The sequence below is a fragment of the Actinoplanes utahensis genome (assembly GCF_016862455.1).
Taxonomy (GTDB): domain Bacteria; phylum Actinomycetota; class Actinomycetes; order Mycobacteriales; family Micromonosporaceae; genus Actinoplanes; species Actinoplanes utahensis.
In genome coordinates this window covers 51,590-69,314 of the sequence record NZ_BOMZ01000022.1, presented here as the reverse complement: position 1 = coordinate 69,314, position 17,725 = coordinate 51,590, and the positions used below count along the sequence as shown (strand labels likewise).

Annotated in this window: 15 protein-coding genes; 11 read left to right on the top strand and 4 right to left on the bottom strand. The window is 72.2% G+C overall.

Annotated features, from left to right (window positions below; genetic code table 11):
• The first annotated feature begins 28 nt into the window (after positions 1-28).
• The gene (locus tag Aut01nite_RS07285) at positions 29-2,455 is read left to right on the top strand and encodes a YehQ family protein (RefSeq protein ID WP_052164105.1); all 2,427 of its coding nucleotides are present in this window, start codon (positions 29-31) and stop codon (positions 2,453-2,455) included.
• Positions 2,456-2,746: 291 nt separating this feature from the next.
• Here Aut01nite_RS07285 and Aut01nite_RS07280 read toward each other — a convergent pair whose 3' ends face one another.
• Positions 2,747-3,637 carry a SanA/YdcF family protein gene (locus tag Aut01nite_RS07280; RefSeq protein WP_083999450.1) on the bottom strand — a complete coding sequence of 297 codons (891 nt, stop codon included), beginning with the start codon at positions 3,635-3,637 and terminating at the stop codon, positions 2,747-2,749.
• 85 nt (positions 3,638-3,722) lie between these two features.
• On the opposite strand from Aut01nite_RS07280, the gene Aut01nite_RS44225 reads away from it, so the two are divergent.
• Complete coding sequence (locus tag Aut01nite_RS44225) at positions 3,723-4,604, top strand: GNAT family N-acetyltransferase (RefSeq protein WP_043528281.1); 882 nt, start codon at positions 3,723-3,725, stop codon at positions 4,602-4,604.
• A gap of 131 nt (positions 4,605-4,735) precedes the next feature.
• On the opposite strand, the gene Aut01nite_RS07270 is transcribed toward Aut01nite_RS44225, so the two are convergent.
• The gene (locus Aut01nite_RS07270) at positions 4,736-5,533 is read right to left on the bottom strand and encodes a class I SAM-dependent methyltransferase (RefSeq protein ID WP_043528279.1); all 798 of its coding nucleotides are present in this window, start codon (positions 5,531-5,533) and stop codon (positions 4,736-4,738) included.
• A gap of 67 nt (positions 5,534-5,600) precedes the next feature.
• On the opposite strand from Aut01nite_RS07270, the gene Aut01nite_RS07265 reads away from it, so the two are divergent.
• Positions 5,601-6,275, top strand: coding sequence for a winged helix-turn-helix transcriptional regulator (locus Aut01nite_RS07265; RefSeq protein WP_043528278.1), 675 nt, complete (start codon positions 5,601-5,603; stop codon positions 6,273-6,275).
• 96 nt (positions 6,276-6,371) lie between these two features.
• Here Aut01nite_RS07265 and Aut01nite_RS07260 read toward each other — a convergent pair whose 3' ends face one another.
• Positions 6,372-8,612 (bottom strand): exo-beta-d-1,3/1,6-glucosidase, encoded by a 2,241-nt coding sequence (locus tag Aut01nite_RS07260; protein WP_043528276.1) that lies wholly within the window; start codon positions 8,610-8,612, stop codon positions 6,372-6,374.
• A gap of 204 nt (positions 8,613-8,816) precedes the next feature.
• Between Aut01nite_RS07260 and Aut01nite_RS07255 the strand changes: the two genes are divergently transcribed.
• The 6 genes from Aut01nite_RS07255 (at position 8,817) to Aut01nite_RS07230 (ending at position 15,932) form a co-directional block, all read left to right on the top strand.
• Complete coding sequence (locus tag Aut01nite_RS07255; protein WP_043528274.1) at positions 8,817-10,103, top strand: glutamate-cysteine ligase family protein; 1,287 nt, start codon at positions 8,817-8,819, stop codon at positions 10,101-10,103.
• A gap of 40 nt (positions 10,104-10,143) precedes the next feature.
• A complete protein-coding gene (egtB, locus tag Aut01nite_RS07250; protein WP_043528272.1) occupies positions 10,144-11,442 on the top strand; it encodes an ergothioneine biosynthesis protein EgtB in 1,299 nt (432 codons plus the stop codon).
• Complete coding sequence (egtC, locus tag Aut01nite_RS07245; protein ID WP_043528271.1) at positions 11,442-12,185, top strand: ergothioneine biosynthesis protein EgtC; 744 nt, start codon at positions 11,442-11,444, stop codon at positions 12,183-12,185. The genes egtB and egtC overlap by 1 nt, the downstream gene beginning before the upstream one ends.
• Before the next feature lie 14 nt (positions 12,186-12,199).
• Positions 12,200-13,159, top strand: coding sequence for an L-histidine N(alpha)-methyltransferase (egtD, locus tag Aut01nite_RS07240; protein ID WP_043528269.1), 960 nt, complete (start codon positions 12,200-12,202; stop codon positions 13,157-13,159).
• 96 nt (positions 13,160-13,255) lie between these two features.
• Positions 13,256-13,726 (top strand): hypothetical protein, encoded by a 471-nt coding sequence (locus tag Aut01nite_RS07235; RefSeq protein ID WP_043528267.1) that lies wholly within the window; start codon positions 13,256-13,258, stop codon positions 13,724-13,726.
• 658 nt (positions 13,727-14,384) lie between these two features.
• Positions 14,385-15,932, top strand: coding sequence for an amidohydrolase family protein (locus Aut01nite_RS07230; RefSeq protein ID WP_043528265.1), 1,548 nt, complete (start codon positions 14,385-14,387; stop codon positions 15,930-15,932).
• Positions 15,933-16,044: 112 nt separating this feature from the next.
• Here Aut01nite_RS07230 and Aut01nite_RS07225 read toward each other — a convergent pair whose 3' ends face one another.
• Positions 16,045-16,836, bottom strand: a complete 792-nt coding sequence (locus tag Aut01nite_RS07225) for a class I SAM-dependent methyltransferase (protein WP_043528343.1) — start codon at positions 16,834-16,836, stop codon at positions 16,045-16,047.
• 13 nt (positions 16,837-16,849) lie between these two features.
• On the opposite strand from Aut01nite_RS07225, the gene Aut01nite_RS07220 reads away from it, so the two are divergent.
• Together Aut01nite_RS07220 and Aut01nite_RS07215 are read left to right on the top strand one after the other, a co-directional pair.
• On the top strand, positions 16,850-17,038 hold the full coding sequence (locus Aut01nite_RS07220; protein ID WP_043528263.1) for a hypothetical protein: 189 nt from the start codon (positions 16,850-16,852) through the stop codon (positions 17,036-17,038).
• Positions 17,039-17,173: 135 nt separating this feature from the next.
• The gene (locus Aut01nite_RS07215) at positions 17,174-17,677 is read left to right on the top strand and encodes a hypothetical protein (protein ID WP_043528262.1); all 504 of its coding nucleotides are present in this window, start codon (positions 17,174-17,176) and stop codon (positions 17,675-17,677) included.
• Positions 17,678-17,725 lie beyond the last annotated feature (48 nt).

The following is a 17,725-nucleotide window of genomic DNA, read 5'->3' as shown; positions in this document are numbered from 1 at the left end:
GCCCGGTGAGCATGGCGGAGGTGGTGTGATGAGCGGGACCACCTTGCCGGTCCGGGCGGATCTGCTGGCGCTCGACGAAGGGGCGCTGGCGGCGCTCGCCAACCGGGGACTGGTGAAACGGGCCGCCCGGGAGGTCGATCGGGAACCGCCGGGCCTCACCGCGGGCGCGGGTGTCACGATCGTCGCCGCGTTCGGTGACGGCGCGCGCACCGAACTGCCCGAGGGCGGCCTCGAGCGGGGACGGTGCACATGCGGGGCGGCCGGGGTGTGCCGGCACCTGCTCGGGCTGATCCTGGCGTACCAGGCGGCTTCGGTCACCACGTCCACGGCTGCGGAGCCGGAGTCCGTACGGGCCGGCGAGAGTGCCGCCGAGCCGGTCCCGGCCTGGTCGCCGGGCGGGTTCACCGACGGCGACCTGGCGGCGCGGATCGGCAACCGGCTGGTCGAGGCGGCCCGGCGGACCATGCGCGGCGGCTACACGGCCCGGATCAGGCGCGGGACGGTGCCGGTCGCCGAACTGCCCGCGGCGACCGTCCGGTTCCTGGTGCCCGGCGATCTCGGCTATGTGCACACCGACGCCCGCGCCGGGGTACGCGACGACGTGATCGCGCTGGCCGTCTGGGCCTTCCGGGCCGCCGACGAGCAGCAGCCGGGCACCGCCGAATGCGTCGTCGACGTGGGCGGCTCCCCGGCCGGCGGCGCGGTCACCGGGTCCCCGCTCGCCCCCCTCGTGGAGTTTCTCGCCGAAGTGCTGCGAGCCGGGGCCGTCCACGCCGGTGAGGGTCTGGCCGCCGGTGCCGCCGGGCAGATCGCCGCCCTGGAACGAGCCGGGCTGCGGTGGCCGCTCGACGCCGCCACCGAACTCACCGCCCAGCTCACCGCGTACCGGGAACGCAGCGCCCGCTACCGTCCGGAGCTGGTCGCCGACCTGATCGCCGAACTGTTCGCCCGGCACCGCGCGGTCAGCGCCGACGGTGGCACGGCGCTGCGGGCCCGTGTCCTCGGATCGGAGGAGGCGGCCGAGACCCCGCTGCGCCGGGTACGCCTCGACGGGCTCGGCGCCCGGGTCACCGCGATCGGCGACCAGCGGCGGGTCGAGATCTTCCACGGGCAGCCGGCCAGCGGGGTCGTCCTCGTGTCGCAGCGACAGTGGGCCACCCCGGACGACGGCCCCGCCCTGGCCCGGCGACGGTTCGCCGGCAGCACGATCGGCGCGGTGGCCGGCGGCACCCTGGTCACCGAGTCGGCGTTCCGGAGCGCCAGCCGCGCGGTCCGGCTGACCGAGAGCCGGGTCGCGAAGTCCACGGTCACCGTCTCCACCGGCGCCTGGGATCCGCTGCCGGCCGGTCTGCTCGTGCATGACTATGCACGGCTCGCGGCCGAACTCGACGCGATGCCACCCCGTCCGGTCCGCGCCCGGGTCCGCGCCGAACTGGTCCGCGTGCTCGCCATCGCCGAGGTGGGGGAGGGCCACTACGCGCCGGGCGCGCAGCGCCTCACCTATGAGATCCGCGACAGCGCGGGCGTCACGGCGACGGTGTCGGCGACCCACGCGGCGGTGGCGCCGGCCCGTCTGGACGCCATCGCCGCCGCACTGGACGGCCGGCGCGGCAGACCCCGTTTCGTGGCCGGAACAGTCCACCGCAGCGGCGGCCGCATCATCATCGACCCGTACGCGATCGCCGCCGACGGGCCGCCCGTGGTCCCCGACCTCGCCACCCCGGACGCCTTCCCCGCCGCCACCGCCGGCACGCCGTTCCCGGCTTCGGCCGGCACGCCGTTCCCGGCTTCGGCCGGCACGCGCGCCTCGGCGGGTCCGTCGTCCGGTGGCGGAGGCCCGGTCCCGGGTCTGCTGGGTCCGGACACGGATTCGGCTGATCCGGACCCGGGTTCAGTTGGTCCGGGCGCTTCGGGGGGCCCGGCGTCCGGCGACGCGGCCACGGGTGGGGTTGACCTGGGCGCTTCTGCCGGGCCGGCATCGGGTGGCGCGGGCCCGCTCCCCGGTGTGGTCGACCCAGGTGCTTCTGCCAGGCAGTCGTCCGGTGGCGAAGGTGCGGCCCCGGGTTTGCTTGATCCGGGTGCTTCTGCCGGGCCGCCACCGGAGGGCGCGGCCCCGGGCCCGGCTGGTCCCGGTGCGTCCGGGTCGCCTTCTGCCGGGGGTGAGCCGGTTGCGGACCTCGTCGGCGAGGCGGTGACGGATCCGCTTGCGGCGGTGGTGGCCGCGGCCAGAGATGTTCTCGCCGAGGCGGCGCACAGCGGGCTCGCGCATCTGCCACCCGGATACCGGGAACGGCTGGAGACCGCACGCACCGATCTGGCCCGCGCCGGTCTGCACCGGGTGGCGTCCGCACTCGGTGGGTTCGCTGCCCGCCTCAGCCCCGACCCGGGTATGGAGACGGCGAACGCCTGGGCCGACGCCTACCTGCGCGTGAGCCTCGCCGCCGACCTCCTCTGAGGCCGCACCGCCCCGTCACCGGCACAGCAGCCGCCCGGCCGCACCGCCTGCTGCTGTGCAGCCCGCCGGCCTGCTGCTGTGCAGCCCGCCGCCCTGCCGCTGTACAGCCCGCCGGCCTGCCGCTGTGCCGGTCGCCGGCCTGCCGCTGCGCCGCTCGTCGGCCTCTCGCTGTGCCGTTCGCCGTTCGCCGGCCGTGCGGCCGGTCGGCCGTCATGCCAGCGGACCCGGATCTTCTCGGTGATCGGGACCGCCACGCCCGCCCGCCGCGATCCTGTGTCGGCGGTGGGCGGGTCAGCCGTGGTGGAGGGCGTCGTCGAGGCTGGTCTCGTAAGGACCCAGGAAGACGGGGTCGCGGGCGGTGAGGACGTCGGCGGCGGCTTTGACGGCGGCGCCGTACTCGCGGATCTCGCCGCGGAGCCACAGGTCCTTGAACATGCGGGCCGAGTCGTCGCCCACACCGGTGGCGTCGATCCCCTGCTCACGACAGAGGGCCACGGCCCGGGGCAGGTGGAAGTTCTGGGTGACGACGATCGCCTGGCGTACGCCGAAGATCTTGTTGGCGCGCACGCACGAGTCGTAGGTGTCGAAGCCGGCATGATCGAGGACCACCCGGTCGGCGGGGACTCCGCGGGCGACCAGCCAGCGCTGCATCGCACCCGGTTCGTCGTAGGTCCACCGGCCGTGATCGCCGGAGACGAGGATCGCCCTCACCTTGCCGGCTGCCAGCAGCCCGCGGGCGATCTCCAGGCGGGCGGCGAGGAAGGCCGAAGGCTGACCGTCCGTATTGACCTGGGCGCCGAGGACGAGCGCGACCGGGGCGGCGGGCACCGAGGCGGCGTCGTAGAGGTGGCCGTCGGCTGAGGAGCGCACCCACTGGGAACAACCGATGGCGACGGCGACCGCGACGAGCACGCCCAGCACACCCACCGCGGTCAGGCGGCGCAGCCGCCGTGCGGTGAACAGCGACCGCAATCCCCGCGCGGTGAACAGGGACCGTAATTCCCGTGCGGTGAACAGGGAGCGCAATCCCCGTGCGGTGAACAGGGACCGTAACCCCCGCGCGGTGAACAGCGAGCCGGCCGGCGGGGAGGCGTCGGGCGGCGAGAGGGCTGCCGTGGCGGAGCGCTGCTCGCTGCGGGAACGCGGCGACAGGCGGCGGGGGAGAACGGGACGCTTCGGCATCGGTCCGAGGATGGCAAACAGGGGCAACGGGGGAAAGGGATCACCGGGTGGATGCCGCTGCCGTATCGGCTGGCAGCATGACCTCATGATCGATGCGGACCGGGATCCGTTGATCCGGTGGGCGCTGTATGCCCGGGATGCGCGGGTCTGGCGGCAGCCGAGCGCGGTGGTGGTGGCCTGCCCCGATCTGTCGCACTGGGATCGGCTGGTGATGAACGGGGAGCCGGCCGCGGTGGCGGGCCTGCTGCGCGAGGTTCTGGTGGAGACCGGGGAGACGTTCCGGCCGTTCGGGACCGAGGAACTGGTCGGCGAGGTCGTCGCCAGAGTGCCGGACCTCGAGGTCAGTGCCACTTTCGCCTGGATGGAGACGACCACGCCGGTGAAGCGCGACCGGATGCCGGCCGACCCGGTGAAGCATGACCGTATGTCGCCCGGGCGGGTGCAGCATGACCGGATGTCGACCGGCCGGGGGGAGCATGACCAGATGTCGACCGGCCGGGGGGAGCATGACCAGATGTCGCCCGGGCGGGTGGAGCGCGACCGGATGCCGGCCGACCCGGCGGAGGACGGCGGCGGGCCGACGGGTGCGGCGGGCTGGCTCGGTCAGGAGGATGAGGCGGAGGTGACCGCGCTGATCAGGCGGGCGTATCCGCAGTCGTACGCCTGGCCGGGCGGGCCCGGGGTGCGCCGCTGGGCAGGCATCCGGAGTACGGGCGGTGAGTTGCTGACGGTGGCCGCGGAGGCGTGGTCGACCCCGGAGATCGGGTTCATGTCCGGGGTCGCGACCCTTCCGGCGGCCCGTGGGCGGGGGCTCGGCGCGGCGATCTGCGAGTTCACCGCGAACGAGCTGCTTGCCGGGCGGGAACGGGTCGCCCTGCTGGTCGACTACTGGAACACCGCGGCGCTCGCCACCTACACGCGCCTGGGTTTCACGACCCGCCGGGTGGCCGCCGCCCGCCGCCGCTGACGAGGCGGCGGTGAGGCGGCCGCACGGCCGGGCGGCGCGGGCGTGCCGCACGGCCGGGCGGCGCGGGCATGCCGGACGGCTGGTGGTAACGGCGGGTGGTGCAGGCCGTCGCCGGGCGGGAGGAGCCGGAATCAGGATTTGCGGCGGGCGGTGTAGAGCAGGTATTCCCAGTTCATGACGCCGTCGCCGAGGTCGTGCCGGGCGGCCAGGGCGTGCAGTTCCGCGTCGAGGGCGGCGGTCCGTTCGGGGTCGTCGGCGATGTTGCGGTAGACGGCGATCGTCGGGCCGTAGTGGGTCTTGAAGTAGTCGCGGAACTCCACCGGGCTGCCGAACCGGTCCACCCGCAGGGTGCGGCGCTCGGTTCGGGCCCCGGTCACGGCGGCGCCCAGCATGGACTCCAGGTGGGCGGGATCGCCCCATCGGGGCGGTGGCTGGGCTCCCTGCGGGGCGGGGGCGGCGTACGGCTTCATCGCCGCGAACATCTCACCGATGAAGCCTTCCGGAGTCCAGTTGATCAGCCCGATGGTTCCGCCGGGACGGCAGACCCGGGCCAGTTCCGCCGCTGCCGCCTCGTGGAACGGCGCGAACATGACGCCGATGCAGGAGATCACCGTGTCGAAGGAGGCGGTGTCGAAGGGCAGGTTCTCGGCGTCCGCCTCGATCCAGGTGATCTTGGCGGTGGTGGAGCGTTCGCCGATGGCGAGCAGTTCGGGGGTGAGATCACTGGCGGTGACGGTGGCGCCGGCCTCGGCTGCCGGGATCGCCGCGTTGCCGGTGCCGGCGGCGACGTCCAGGACGGTCTGCCCGGGGCCGATGCCCGCCGCTTCGACCAGTGCCGGCCCGAGCGGCGCGACGATCTCCGTGACGACGGCCGGGTAGTCGCCGGACGCCCACATGGCACGGTGTTTCGCTTTGACTGTTGTTGTCATGTCACCGACGGTAGGGAGCCCTGGTGGCCCGGCCTAGTACACGATGTGTATCGGTGAGGGGAGCGGCATGGGAGCGTCCTACGGTCAGTTCTGCCCGGTGGCGAAGGCGATGGAATTGCTGGACGAGCGCTGGACGCTGCTGGTCATCCGGGAGCTGATCGCGGGCAGCCGCCGCTTCAACGACCTGCGCCGGGGCCTGCCGCGGATGTCGCCGACGCTGCTGTCGCGGCGGTTGCAGCAGTTGAGCGCGGCGGGCCTGGTGGATCGGCGCGAGTCCGGCGCCGAGGTGGACTACGAGCTGACCGCGGCGGGGAAGGAGCTTCAGCCGATCGTGTTCGCGCTCGGCGAGTGGGGCGCCCGCTGGATCCCCGAGCTGGGTGACCGGGATCTGGATCCGAAGCTGCTGCTGTGGGACATGCACCGGTCGGTCGATCATGCGGCGGTGCCGCGACGGCGTACCGTGCTGCGGTTCTTCTTCCCGGCGGCGTCGCCGCGGGTCCGGACCTGGTGGCTGGTGATCACACCGAGCGAGGCCGACGTCTGTGACGTCGACCCCGGTCACGATGTGGACGTGCTGGTCACCGCGGATCTGCGGTGCCTGACCGACGTGTGGCGCGGGGAGCGCACCTGGGCGTCCGGGCTGCGGTCCGGGGAGCTGGCGTTCCAGGGCCCGGAGGAGTTGCGCCGCGCCCTGCCCGCGTGGTTCAAGCAGTTCGCGTTCGCCGCGGTCCCCCGGCCCTGAGCAGCCCGCGCCCCGGCCCTGAGCAGCCCGCGCCCCGGCCCTGAGCAGCCCGCGCCCGGCTCTGAGCCGCCTGCGCCCCGGCCTGAGCAGCCCGGGTCAGGAGATCCGGAACTTGGCGGAGAGCAGCGACGACGGCCGTGAGTTCGGCCCGACCAGCAGCTCGAAGTCGCCCGGCTCGACGACCCGGCGGCCGTCGGCGTCGACCAGCGAGCAGTCCCGGGCCGCCAGGTCGAGGTGGACCGTGAGGCTCTCCCCGGCGGGCACGGTCACCTGCCGGTACGCCTTCAGCTCCCGTGCCGCCCAGGTGACGCTGGTGACCAGGTCGCTGACGTAGACCTGCACGGTCTCCAGCGCCGGCCGGGTCCCGGTGTTGCTGAGCCGCACGGTCGCCCGGATCGTCCCGTCGGCCGGCACTTCCGGTTCCTCGACGCTGAGCCCGTCGTAGACGACTGTCGTGTAGCTGAGCCCTTCCCCGAACGCGAACAGCGGATCCTGGGTGAGGTCGGCGTACCGCGTCCCGTGCTGTCCCCGCAACTGGTTGTAGAAGACCGGCTGCTGCCCCACGTGCCGGGCCGCCGAGATCGGCATCCGCCCGGTCGGCTCGATCAGCCCGAACAGCAGTTCCGCGATCGCCTGCCCGCCGCGCATGCCCGGGTTGAAGGCCTGTACGACGGCCGCCGCCGTGACCGCGGACTCCGGCAGCGCGTGCGGTTTCCCGTCGAGCAGCACGACGATCATCGGGGTGCCGGTGGCGGCGACCGTGTCGAGCAGCGCGATCTGCCCGCCCTGCAACTCCAGGGTGGCGGTGGAGCGGCCTTCCCCGGTGAGGTTGACCGTGTCGCCGACGACCACGATCGCGTAGTCGGCGGCGGCTGCCAGTTCGCGGGCCGCGCCGAGCCGCGCCGGTTCGGCGGGGACACCGATCGAGACGGGCGGCCGGGGCTGCCCGTCCGGGAAGGTCGAGCCCTCCGGGTCGGGCGCCCGGCGTTCGATCTCGACGGCCGGGTCGAAGTCGAGGGCCCACCCGTCGGGCAGCAGCTCACGCAGCCCGTCGAGCACGGTGACGGTCAGCTCCCGAGGGTGGCCGTCGGGCATCCAGTCGACCTGGCCGGAGTTGCCGGCCCAGTCACCGAGCTGCGCGGACACGTCGTCGGCGTTGGGGCCGAACACCGCGAGCCGGCGCGGCCCGGACGACGGCGACAGGGGCAGGACGCCGTCGTTGCGGAGCAGGACCAGGGAGCGGCGGGCCACCTCCAGGTTCAGCGAGGTGTGCGCGGAGCAACCGATCACCTCCCGCTGGCGGGCGCTGTCGGGGGTGCGCGGGTTCTCGAAGAGGCCGAGTTCGAACTTCAGGCGCAGGATCCGCCGTACCGCCGCGTCGATCTCCTCGACCCGCAGCGACCCGCGGCGGACCGCCTCCTGAGCGCCCTCGAAGAAGGCCGGGGTCGTCATGATCACGTCGTTGCCGGCGCGGACCGCGACCGTCGCCGCCTCCGCGTGGTCGGCGCAGACCTTCTGTTCCCAGACCATCCGGCCGACGTTGTCCCAGTCGGTGACGAGCGTGCCGGTGAAGCCCCACTCGCCCTTGAGCACGTCGTTGAGCAGCCACTTGTTCGCGGTGATCGGCACCCCGTCCATCGACTGGTAGCCGAGCATGAACACCCGGCAGCCCTCGGCGGCGGCCCGCTCGAACGGCGGCAGGAACCAGGACCGCAACTTGCGGCGGCTGATGTCGGCCTCGCTGGCGTCGCGGCCGCCCTGCGTCTCGGAGTAGCCGGCGAAGTGCTTGGCGGTGGCCAGGACCGCGGTCGGGTCGGTGAGGCCCTCGCCCTGGTAACCGCGGATCATCGCGGCACCGAGCTCGCCGATCAGGAACGGGTCCTCGCCGAACGTCTCGTCGACCCGGCCCCAGCGCAGGTCACGGCTGATGCAGAGGACCGGTGAGAAGGTCCAGTGCACGCCGGTGGCGGCGGCCTCGGTCGCGGTGGCCCGGCCGACCCGCTCGACCAGCGTGGCGTCCCAGGTGGCGGCCATCGCGAGCTGGGTGGGGAAGACCGTGGCGCCGGGCCAGAAGCCGTGACCGTGGATGCAGTCCTCGGCGGTGATCAGCGGGATCCGCAGGCGGGTCCGGCTGACCAGCTCGGCGGCCTCGACCAGCTTGGCCGGCGAGGTGTGCAGGATGGAACCGGCGAGCCTCTCCAGAACGATCTCCGAGAGATCCTGGCGGGCGTCGAGCTGGAGCATCTGGCCGACCTTCTCGGGCAGCGTCATCCGGCCCAGCAGATCCTCCACGCGCTCACTCACGCCGAGAGTGGAGTCCTGATATGGCAATGGCATGCGTCTCTCCGAACGGTCTGCCGAACACGAACGCTGGAAGTCTTTCAGTCCGGAACCGGTTCCGGCACCCCGTCACGGTTCCGGAACTTTCATCATCTCGACCCCGGCCCGTGGGAGGCGTATTCATCATTATCCGGGTAAGGTCCTCAAAGGACGACACCCAGAGAAGTCTGTAGATCACACATAGTGATCAAAGGAGGAGCATTGGGTTCGGCTGACCGGGTCCTCCGGAGGACCGCCGAGGCGATCGAGCACATAACCGGCATCTGCTTCAAGACCGGCCCACCGCGGCAGGTGGGCGCCGAACTGGAATGGACCACGCACCACGCCGCCGACCCCACCGCGTACCTGCGGATCGGCGACCTGGCCGGGGCACTCGGCGAGCACACGCCCGCCACCCTCGGCAACCCGGAGCCCGTGCCGCTGCCCGCCGGCGGCGCCGTCACCGTCGAACCCGGCGGCCAGATCGAGATCTCCTCGGCCCCGGCCGGCTCCCTGGCCGACCTGCACGCCGCCGTCACCGCCGACCACGCGACGCTCACCGGGCTGCTCGCCGCCGACGGCATCGTGCTCGGCGACCACGGCCTCGACCGATGGCGTGAGCCGCGCCGCCTCCTCGACAGCCCGCGGTACGCGGCCATGGAACGGGCCTTCGACCAGGCCGGGCGGACCATGATGGGTTCCACCGCCGGCCTGCAGATCTGCCTCGACGCAGGGACGGCCGATCAGATCCCGGCCCGCTGGGCGGCCCTGCACGAGATCGGCCCGGCGCTGCTGGCCCTGTTCGCCAACTCCCCGCGCGACGGCTGGGCCTCGGCCCGGATGGCCACCTGGTACGGCATCGACTCCCGCCGCAGCGGCCCGGCCCTGACCCTCGGCGATCCCGCCACCGCCTGGGCGGAGTACGCGATGCGCGCCCCGCTGCTGTGCGTCCGGCGGGACGGCGGCCGATGGGACGTCCCGCCCGATGTGACCATGACCGACTGGATCGAGGCCGGCGGCATCGAGGCCACCCACGCCGGGACCGGGCGGGTCGCCACCCGCCGGATCGGCCCGCGCCGGAAGCGGCCGCCGCTGCTCACCGAACCGGTCAACCGGCCGCCCACGGTCGCCGACCTGGACTATCACCTCGGGACGCTGTTCCCGCCGGTCCGGCCGCGCGGCTATCTGGAGGTCCGCTACCTCGACACCCAGCCGGGCGGGGAGTGGATCGCCCCGGCCGCGGTGCTGGTCGCGCTCCTCGCCCGGGACGACCTCACCGACCTGGCCCGCGGCCTGGCCGCTCCGGCGGACGGCCGCTGGCGTGCCGCGGCCCGGCTCGGCCTGGCCGACCGTCGGGTGCGCGAGGCCGCGGCCGGTCTCGCCGACCTGGCCTGCCGAAACCTGAACGCCACCGGGCTGCCGGCCGATGTCCGCGACCACGTCGCCGACATCGTCTCCCGCCGCCTGCACCGAGCGATCTCCGGACGAGGATTGGGAATCCCCGCATGACCGACTGCACCAATCTGCGACTGCCCGTGGGTGGCACCGCATGACGACCGAGGATCTGCGGCTGACCATCGCCGCTGAGCTGGAGCGGACGCGGGCGCGAACGGCGCTGCTGACCGAGGCCGTCGACGACGACGATCTGACCCGCCAGCACTCGCCGCTGATGTCCCCGCTGGTCTGGGATCTGGCGCATGTCGGCAACCAGGAGGAGTTGTGGCTGGTCCGGGACGTGGGCGGCCGCGACCCGGTCCGGCAGGACATCGACGAGCTGTACGACGCGTTCAAGCACGCCCGGCGGGACCGGCCGGCGTTGCCGCTGCTCGACCCCCTCGAGGCGCGGGCCTATGTGGCGCGGGTACGGGACAAGGCCCTCGACGTGCTGGACCGGGTGCGGTTCGATCCGGGCGCGCGGTTGCTGGACGGCGGGTTCGCCTTCGGCATGATCGTCCAGCACGAGCAGCAGCACGACGAGACGATGCTGGCGACGCACCAGTTGCGGACCGGTTCACCGGTGCTGACCGCGCCCCCGCCACCGGCCGCGGCGAACGCCGTACGCGGAGAGATCTTCATCGACGCGGGCGGATTCGTCATGGGCACGGACACCGAGCCCTGGGCCCTCGACAACGAACGGCCGGCCCACACCGTGGACCTCGGCGCGTTCTGGATCGACGCCGCGCCGACGACGAACGGACAGTACGCGGCGTTCATCGACGCCGGCGGCTACGACGATCCCCGCTGGTGGAGTGAGCGCGGCTGGGCGCACCGGCAGAAGGCCGGCCTGGCGGCCCCACTGCACTGGATCCGGGACCGCGACGGCTGGCTGCGCCGCCGGTTCGGCCACGTCGAGCCGGTGCCGATGGAGGAGCCGGTCGTGCACGTGTGCTACTTCGAGGCCGAGGCCTACGCCGCCTGGGCCGGGAAGCGCCTGCCGACCGAGGCCGAATGGGAGAAGGCGGCCCGGTTCGACCCGGCGACCGGACGGTCCCGCCGCTACCCATGGGGCGACGACCCGCCCGGCCCCGCCCACGCCAACCTGGGCCAGCGGCACCTGTCCCCGGCACCGGTCGGCGCCTACCCGGCGGGCGCCTCCCCGCTGGGCGTGCACCAGTTGATCGGCGACGTGTGGGAGTGGGTGTCGTCCGGGTTCGAGCCCTATCCCGGGTTCCGCGCGTTCCCGTACCCGGAGTACTCGGAGGTCTTCCACGGCGGCGACTACAAGGTTCTGCGCGGCGGGTCGTTCGGCACCGACGCGGCCGCCTGCCGGGGCACCTTCCGCAACTGGGACCACCCGATCCGGCGGCAGATCTTCAGCGGCTTCCGCTGCGCCCGGGACCACGTCTGATGTGCCGCCACCTGGGGTACCTCGGTCCACCCGTACCCCTGAGAGATCTTCTCCTGGATCCGCCGCACGCGCTGGCGACGCAGGCGTGGGCGCCCCGGGACATGCGTGGTGGCGGCACCGTCAACGCCGACGGCTTCGGCCTCGGCTGGTGGCCGCCGGGCGCCGCCGGACCGGTGCGTTACCGCAGTGCGATGCCGATCTGGTCGGATGCCGCCCTGCCCGGCCTGGCGGCCGCCACCTCCTCCGGCGCGGTCCTCGCCGCGGTCCGTTCCGCCACCGTCGGGATGCCGGTGACCGAGACCGCGGCGGCGCCGTTCACCGACGGCCGCTGGCTGTTCAGCCACAACGGCGTGGTGCGCGGCTGGCCGTCGTCGGTCGCCGCGCTCGCCCGCGGCCTGCCGGTCGAGGACCTGCTCACGCTCGACGCGCCGACCGATGCGGCGCTGCTGTGGGCGCTGGTCCGCGACCGGCTCCGCGCCGGGGAACCCCCGGCCAAGGCGGTCGCCGCCGTCGTCACCGAGGTCGCCGCCGCCGCGCCCGGCTCCCGGCTGAACCTGCTGCTCACCGACGGAACCCGGCTCATCGCCACCACCCTCGGTCACGCGCTGTCGCTGCGGTCCGGCCGCGACGCGACGCTGATCAGCTCCGAACCCCTCGATCCCGGACCGGCCTGGCGTTCCGTCCCCGACGGCAGCCTGGTCGTCGCCACCGCCACCGAGGCGGAGATCGTCCCGCTTACCTGAAAGGTGTCCCGACCATGCTGGAGAAGCACCTCGACGAGGACGACCTGGCCCGGAACCTGCGCGCGGACGTGCGTGCCGGGCTGACCGCGGACCCGCGGTGGCTGCCGCCGAAATGGTTCTACGACGCCCGTGGCAGCGAACTGTTCGAGGAGATCACCCGGCTGCCGGAGTACTACCCGACTCGTACCGAACGTGCTCTGCTCGAACAGCACGCCCCCGAGATCGCCCGGATCACCGAGGCGAAGACCCTGATCGAGCTGGGTTCCGGCTCGTCGGAGAAGACCCGCCTGCTGCTCGACGCGATGGTCGCCGCGGGCACGCTCGGCGCGTTCGTCCCCCTCGACGTCTCCGAGTCCGCGCTGGCCGCCGCCGTGACCGCGCTGACCGGGGCCTATCCCGGCCTCAGCGTGCACGGCGTCGTCGGCGACATGACCCGCCATCTGCACCACCTGCCCGACGGCGACAGCCGGGTGGTGGCGTTCCTCGGCGGCACCCTCGGCAACCTGGTCCCGGCCGAGCGCGCCGCCTTCCTCACCGCTCTGCGCGACGTCCTGCACGAGGGCGAATGGCTGCTGCTCGGCGCCGCCCTGGTCACCGACCCGGCCGTGCTGGTGCCCGCCTACGACGACGCCGCCGGTGTGACCGCCGAGTTCAACCGCAACGTCCTGCACGTGATCAACCGCGAGCTGGGCGCCGACTTCGACCCGTCCGCGTTCCGGCACGTCGCTCTCTGGAACCCGGACGACGAATGGATCGAGATGCGCCTGCGCTCCCTCCGGGACCAGCGGGTCCGCATCCCCGACCCGGGCCTTGACCTGCACTTTCCGCAAGGCTCCGAACTGCGCACCGAGATCTCCGCCAAGTTCCGCCGCCCCGCCCTCGCCGCCGAGCTGAGCGCCGCCGGTTTCACCGCCCGCCACTGGTGGACCGACCCCGCGGACCGCTTCGCGGTCACCCTCGCCGAGGCCGCCTGATCGGGTCCGGCTGCGTCACCGCGGCCCACGACGGGTAGATGGTTGACGTTTCGTGCTTTTCTTGCGGTGCGAGGCGTCGACCGACGGAGGTGCCGCATGGGGACCGACCAGACGGCTCCCGCGGACCGTGAGCCGCACGTGTTGCTGGTGGAAACCGTGTTGCGGTCGTCCCGGGAGCACACCGAGTGGTGGGCTGAGGGTGGTTCGCGCCCACAGCTGCCGCGTGCCTGGGGCGAGCTGTGGGCGGCCGCGGTCCGCCGGCAGATGGATCTGGCCGAGGAGCCGGAGGAGGACGCGCGCCGTGCCGTCCAGACCATGCTCGACCAGCTGACCCGCCTGGACCGGGAGGCGGAGTGGTTCCGTGCCGATCCGGTTCTGCGGCAGCGGGCGATCGCCGAGACGCTGCTGTTCACCACCGGGCTCGCGTCGCGGGTGCCGAGCCGGACCGCCCAGGTGGCCTGGCTGCGCCAGCGCGGTCTGCGCCCGGTCGACTACGCCAGGATCAAAGCCATCGCCGCGGCTCAGGACGACTGGCTCGCCGCCTGGAACGCCTGGGCCGCGCGATAACCCCGAGATCAACCCCCTGCTCCGGTACGCCGTGAGCCGCCCCCGACCGCAGACGGCCCGTCCCCGCTCCCCCGCGCGAGGTCGGCGGCTCACCGGGCCGTCGCGCGTCCGCCGGGCCGTGGCGAGGGTCGCGGTCACCCCCGGGAAACCCGGCGTGGACTTCCACGCCACCGAGCAGGAGCGGGAACCCTGCGCAGCCGACCGCGAAGTGGATGGCCGGCCTGCCCCGTGAACCGGAGGAGCTGCTCGAACGCCTGCGGGCGGCTTCCCCGAAGAACGGCCGCGGTGACGCTCAACTGCTCAGCACCGCGGCCGACGCCCTGCGCAGCGGCCTCCTGCCGGCTGATCTGCGGGCGGCGCTGTACCGGGGCGGCTGGAACGCTGCATCGAGACGATGCGCGCCGCGCCGAACGCGCTCGCGGTGCTGGCGCCCATGGCCGACGCCGGCGACGTCAACGCGCCGCGCGAGGCGTAGTCGATCCAGGCAGGGTCGGCGAACGACAGTGCTTGGTTCGGCGTCGTCACGGCTCCAGAGGGGTCCGGCCAGACGGGGTGGTGCTAGCCCTCCCACGGGCACGGGACGCAGCACCACTGATTCGGCAAGTCCGGGCGGGCAGGCTCATCCCTGACAGCAGTGCACGCGGATAGGGAGCGGCTCATGCAACGACGAACCATCCTCACCAGCACGGCCCTCGGCGTCGCGGGTGCCGCCCTCGAACTGTCCTCGCCGGCCGAGGCGAGCTCGGGGGCGGCGGCTCAGAGATTGATCGCGATCCGGGGCGTGACCGTGATCGACGCGGTCGGCGGCAGCCGGCGCGGATGCACCGTACTCATCCGCGGTGACCGCATCCTCGACGCCGGACCCGCTCCGCGGGTGCCGGTCCCGCACGACGCCACCGTCCTCGACGGCACTGGAAAATACCTCATCCCCGGCCTCGCCGACATGCACACGCATGCCGTAGGCATCGACGACACCGATCCTGAGCTGTATGTGGTCAACGGTGTCACCACCACCCGGCAGATGTCGGGCAGCGCTCAGGCCTCAACCTGGCAGCGGCAGATCGTCGCCGGCACCCGCCTCGGCCCACAGTGGTCGATCGGCAGCCGGATCATCGACGGCGCGCCCTCGCTGTGGGACGGGCTGGACGCCGACGGGTCGGTACACGTCTCGGTCGCGAACCCCGCGCAGGCCCGATCTGCTGTACAGCAGGAACATGCCGCCGGAGCCGCCTTCATCAAGACTTACACGCGGCTGAGCCGCGAGTCGTTCCTCGCCGTCGCCGACGAATCCGCCAAGCTCGGGCTACCGTTCCTCGGCCACGTGCCCGACTTCGTAGCGCTGACCGACGCCAGCGATCGTGGCATGCGGACGGTCGAGCACCTGTTCGAGGTGTGGTACGCCACGTCGAGCGAGGAGGACCGGCTGCGCCGGGCCGTCACCGCGGTTTCGATCGGTCCAGGCGACTACAACGGCTGGTTCACCACGATGCGCCCGTACGAGTACGCCGCGGCCCGCAGCTACGACCGGCGCAAGGCCATGCGGGTATTCCACCGGATCGCTCGCAACGGCACGTACTTCACGCCGACGCTAGTGCTGCACGAAACCAATGACATGCCTGAGCAGATCCGCCGCCGAGACTCCCGCTATCGGTACTTCAGCGCCGACATGATCGGATACTGGGACTGGGCCCTGGACAACCTGTACCTTCCCGGCCGTACCCCGGCCGACGTGACCAAGTCGCAAGAGCTCTTCCAGCGCCGCCTTGAGCTGACCGCCGACCTAGCCGAAGCCGGCGTGCCGCTGATGACCGGAACCGACCTCGGCACCACGTACCTGATGCCCGGCTTCAGCCTCCACGACGAGCTGGCGCTATTCGTACGGGCGGGCCTGAAACCCATCGATGCCCTCGCCGCCGCAACGCTGAACCCGGCGCGCTACCTGGGCCGTTACGACCAAGGCGTGATCACTCGCGGGGCGTTCGCCGACCTGGTTCTGCTCGACGCCGACCCGCTGCATGACATCCGCAACACGACACGCATCGACAGCGTCTTCGTCCGCGGCAGCCACATCGGCCCGTCCCAGCGCCGGCGAACGCTCGCCGACATCGAGGCCGCGGCCGAACGGCCGAAGCAGGCCACCGCGGTGCCGGTTGCCTTCCGAGGCTGCCCTTGTCACGGCACGGTCCGGTCCGGCATCCCAGCCTGACCACCTCTGTCCGTACCGGTTCGCCCACTGACACTCACTGTCGGTTCGGTCGGGTGCCGGCGGACGCACGCTCGTGCCGAGATCAGCGCGCGGAGATGCGGCTGGTGAGGTGTTATCGAAGCTCCGCGATCAGGATCATCCGATGGTGTCGGACATTCAGGGGCTCCCCGTCTTCGCCGTACCCGGCCACGGTGGTGAACCCCGCAGCCGTGCACCAGTCGCGCAGTTCCGGAAAGCCGAACAATCGCTTGAGGAAAGTCAATTCACGGGCTCGACCGTCGCGAACCACCGTGCGTTCGATCTCGAACCGCCCGGTCAGCGGGTCGAAGTGGTTGCGGTCGACAAGCATGTCACCGTTGTCCCGGGCGGCGGTGATCCGCGATGGCGTATACGACGCCAGGAACCTCGGTAGATTGTCCACATCCATGGCCATCCGCCCGCCGGGCCGTATGACCCGCGCCATCTCATCCAAGACTTTGCGGTTGGTGAGGTCGTCGAAGTATCCGAAGGCTGTCGTCCAGTTGATCAGACGGTCGAAGCGGCCGGTCCAGGCCGGAAGTCGTCGCATGTCGCCCGAGACGTACTCGACGTCCACGGCCATCGCCGCGGCGTCGGTGCGAGCCCGGTCGAGGAAGACCGCCGACGAGTCGAGGCCGGTGACCTTACAGCCGCGGGCCGCCAGGCTGTTGGCCATCGCACCGTGGCCACAGGCCAGATCAAGCACGCTCATCCCGGGTTGCAGATCCAGCAGCCGCCAGACGAGGTCAGTGGCGTCAGACGTGGCGGCGTACGCCGTTCCCACCACAGGACCGTGCGTGGGCCCATTGTCGCCCTCCGGCGAGGCGAAGAAATGCAGGTAGTCGTCGTCGTACATCGCTGCCGCGTCGAACAGATCCGCCGTCACGATGCCCACCGTAATGACGGGCGGAACGCTCAACAACTGCATTGTCGGGCAGGCCACTACCTTCACTGATCTGCCGCAAAGTCACGCAGCTGTCACCGACATCCTGAACTTCCCGGAGCGGGCGCACTCGCTGACCATCGACAGCGGCTGGCGTGACGTCGCGGACGCGAGTCTGACCTGGCTGCGCGAGCACGAACTCTGATCGTGGCCGCATCGCCCGCTGACCCGGCGAGCCGAACCTCGGTCGGCCCCGATGCCTCGATGCCGACCAGCCGTTACATATGCGTCCCTGTTCTATCATCGGTGTCCTCGCCGAGGCGTCAGGAGTCGAGAATTCATGATGGTTCGCGCCCCACGGATCCGTTCCGACAGCCTGGCTGATCTCTTCGTCATGACCTCGGCCACACGAAGCAGAACCCTGGTGGTCGACGTCGAACCACTTATCCTGGACTGGTCGGAGCCAGATGCGGTGTTCCCGTCCCGGGCCATGGCCTTCGTCGATCTGGTCGACACGGAATCACCGTCGATCCACCGCATCGTCTTCGCCTCGAACTCTCACCGCATCCTGCCACCGGTCGCGGACCGGCACGCCGGCCGGGTCACCGTCGTGACCAAGGCCGGCAAACCGTGGCGGCTCGATCACGTCGCGGGCCTTCCCCGGCCGGTCACCGTGATCGGGGATCAGCCTGGGACGGACGGTGTGCTGGCGTGGCGCCTCGGCGGCAGGTTTCATCAATGGGTGCATCGAGGTGCTCAGCCCTGGTGGCCCCGGCTACAACTACTCCTCAGCGCGGCGTTCGCGCCGCTGATCTTCCGGCCGCTGACCCGCGGGGTGGGCTGAGCGATGCGACACGGCCCGCGGAATCTCATCCGCCGCGCGGAGCGCGCC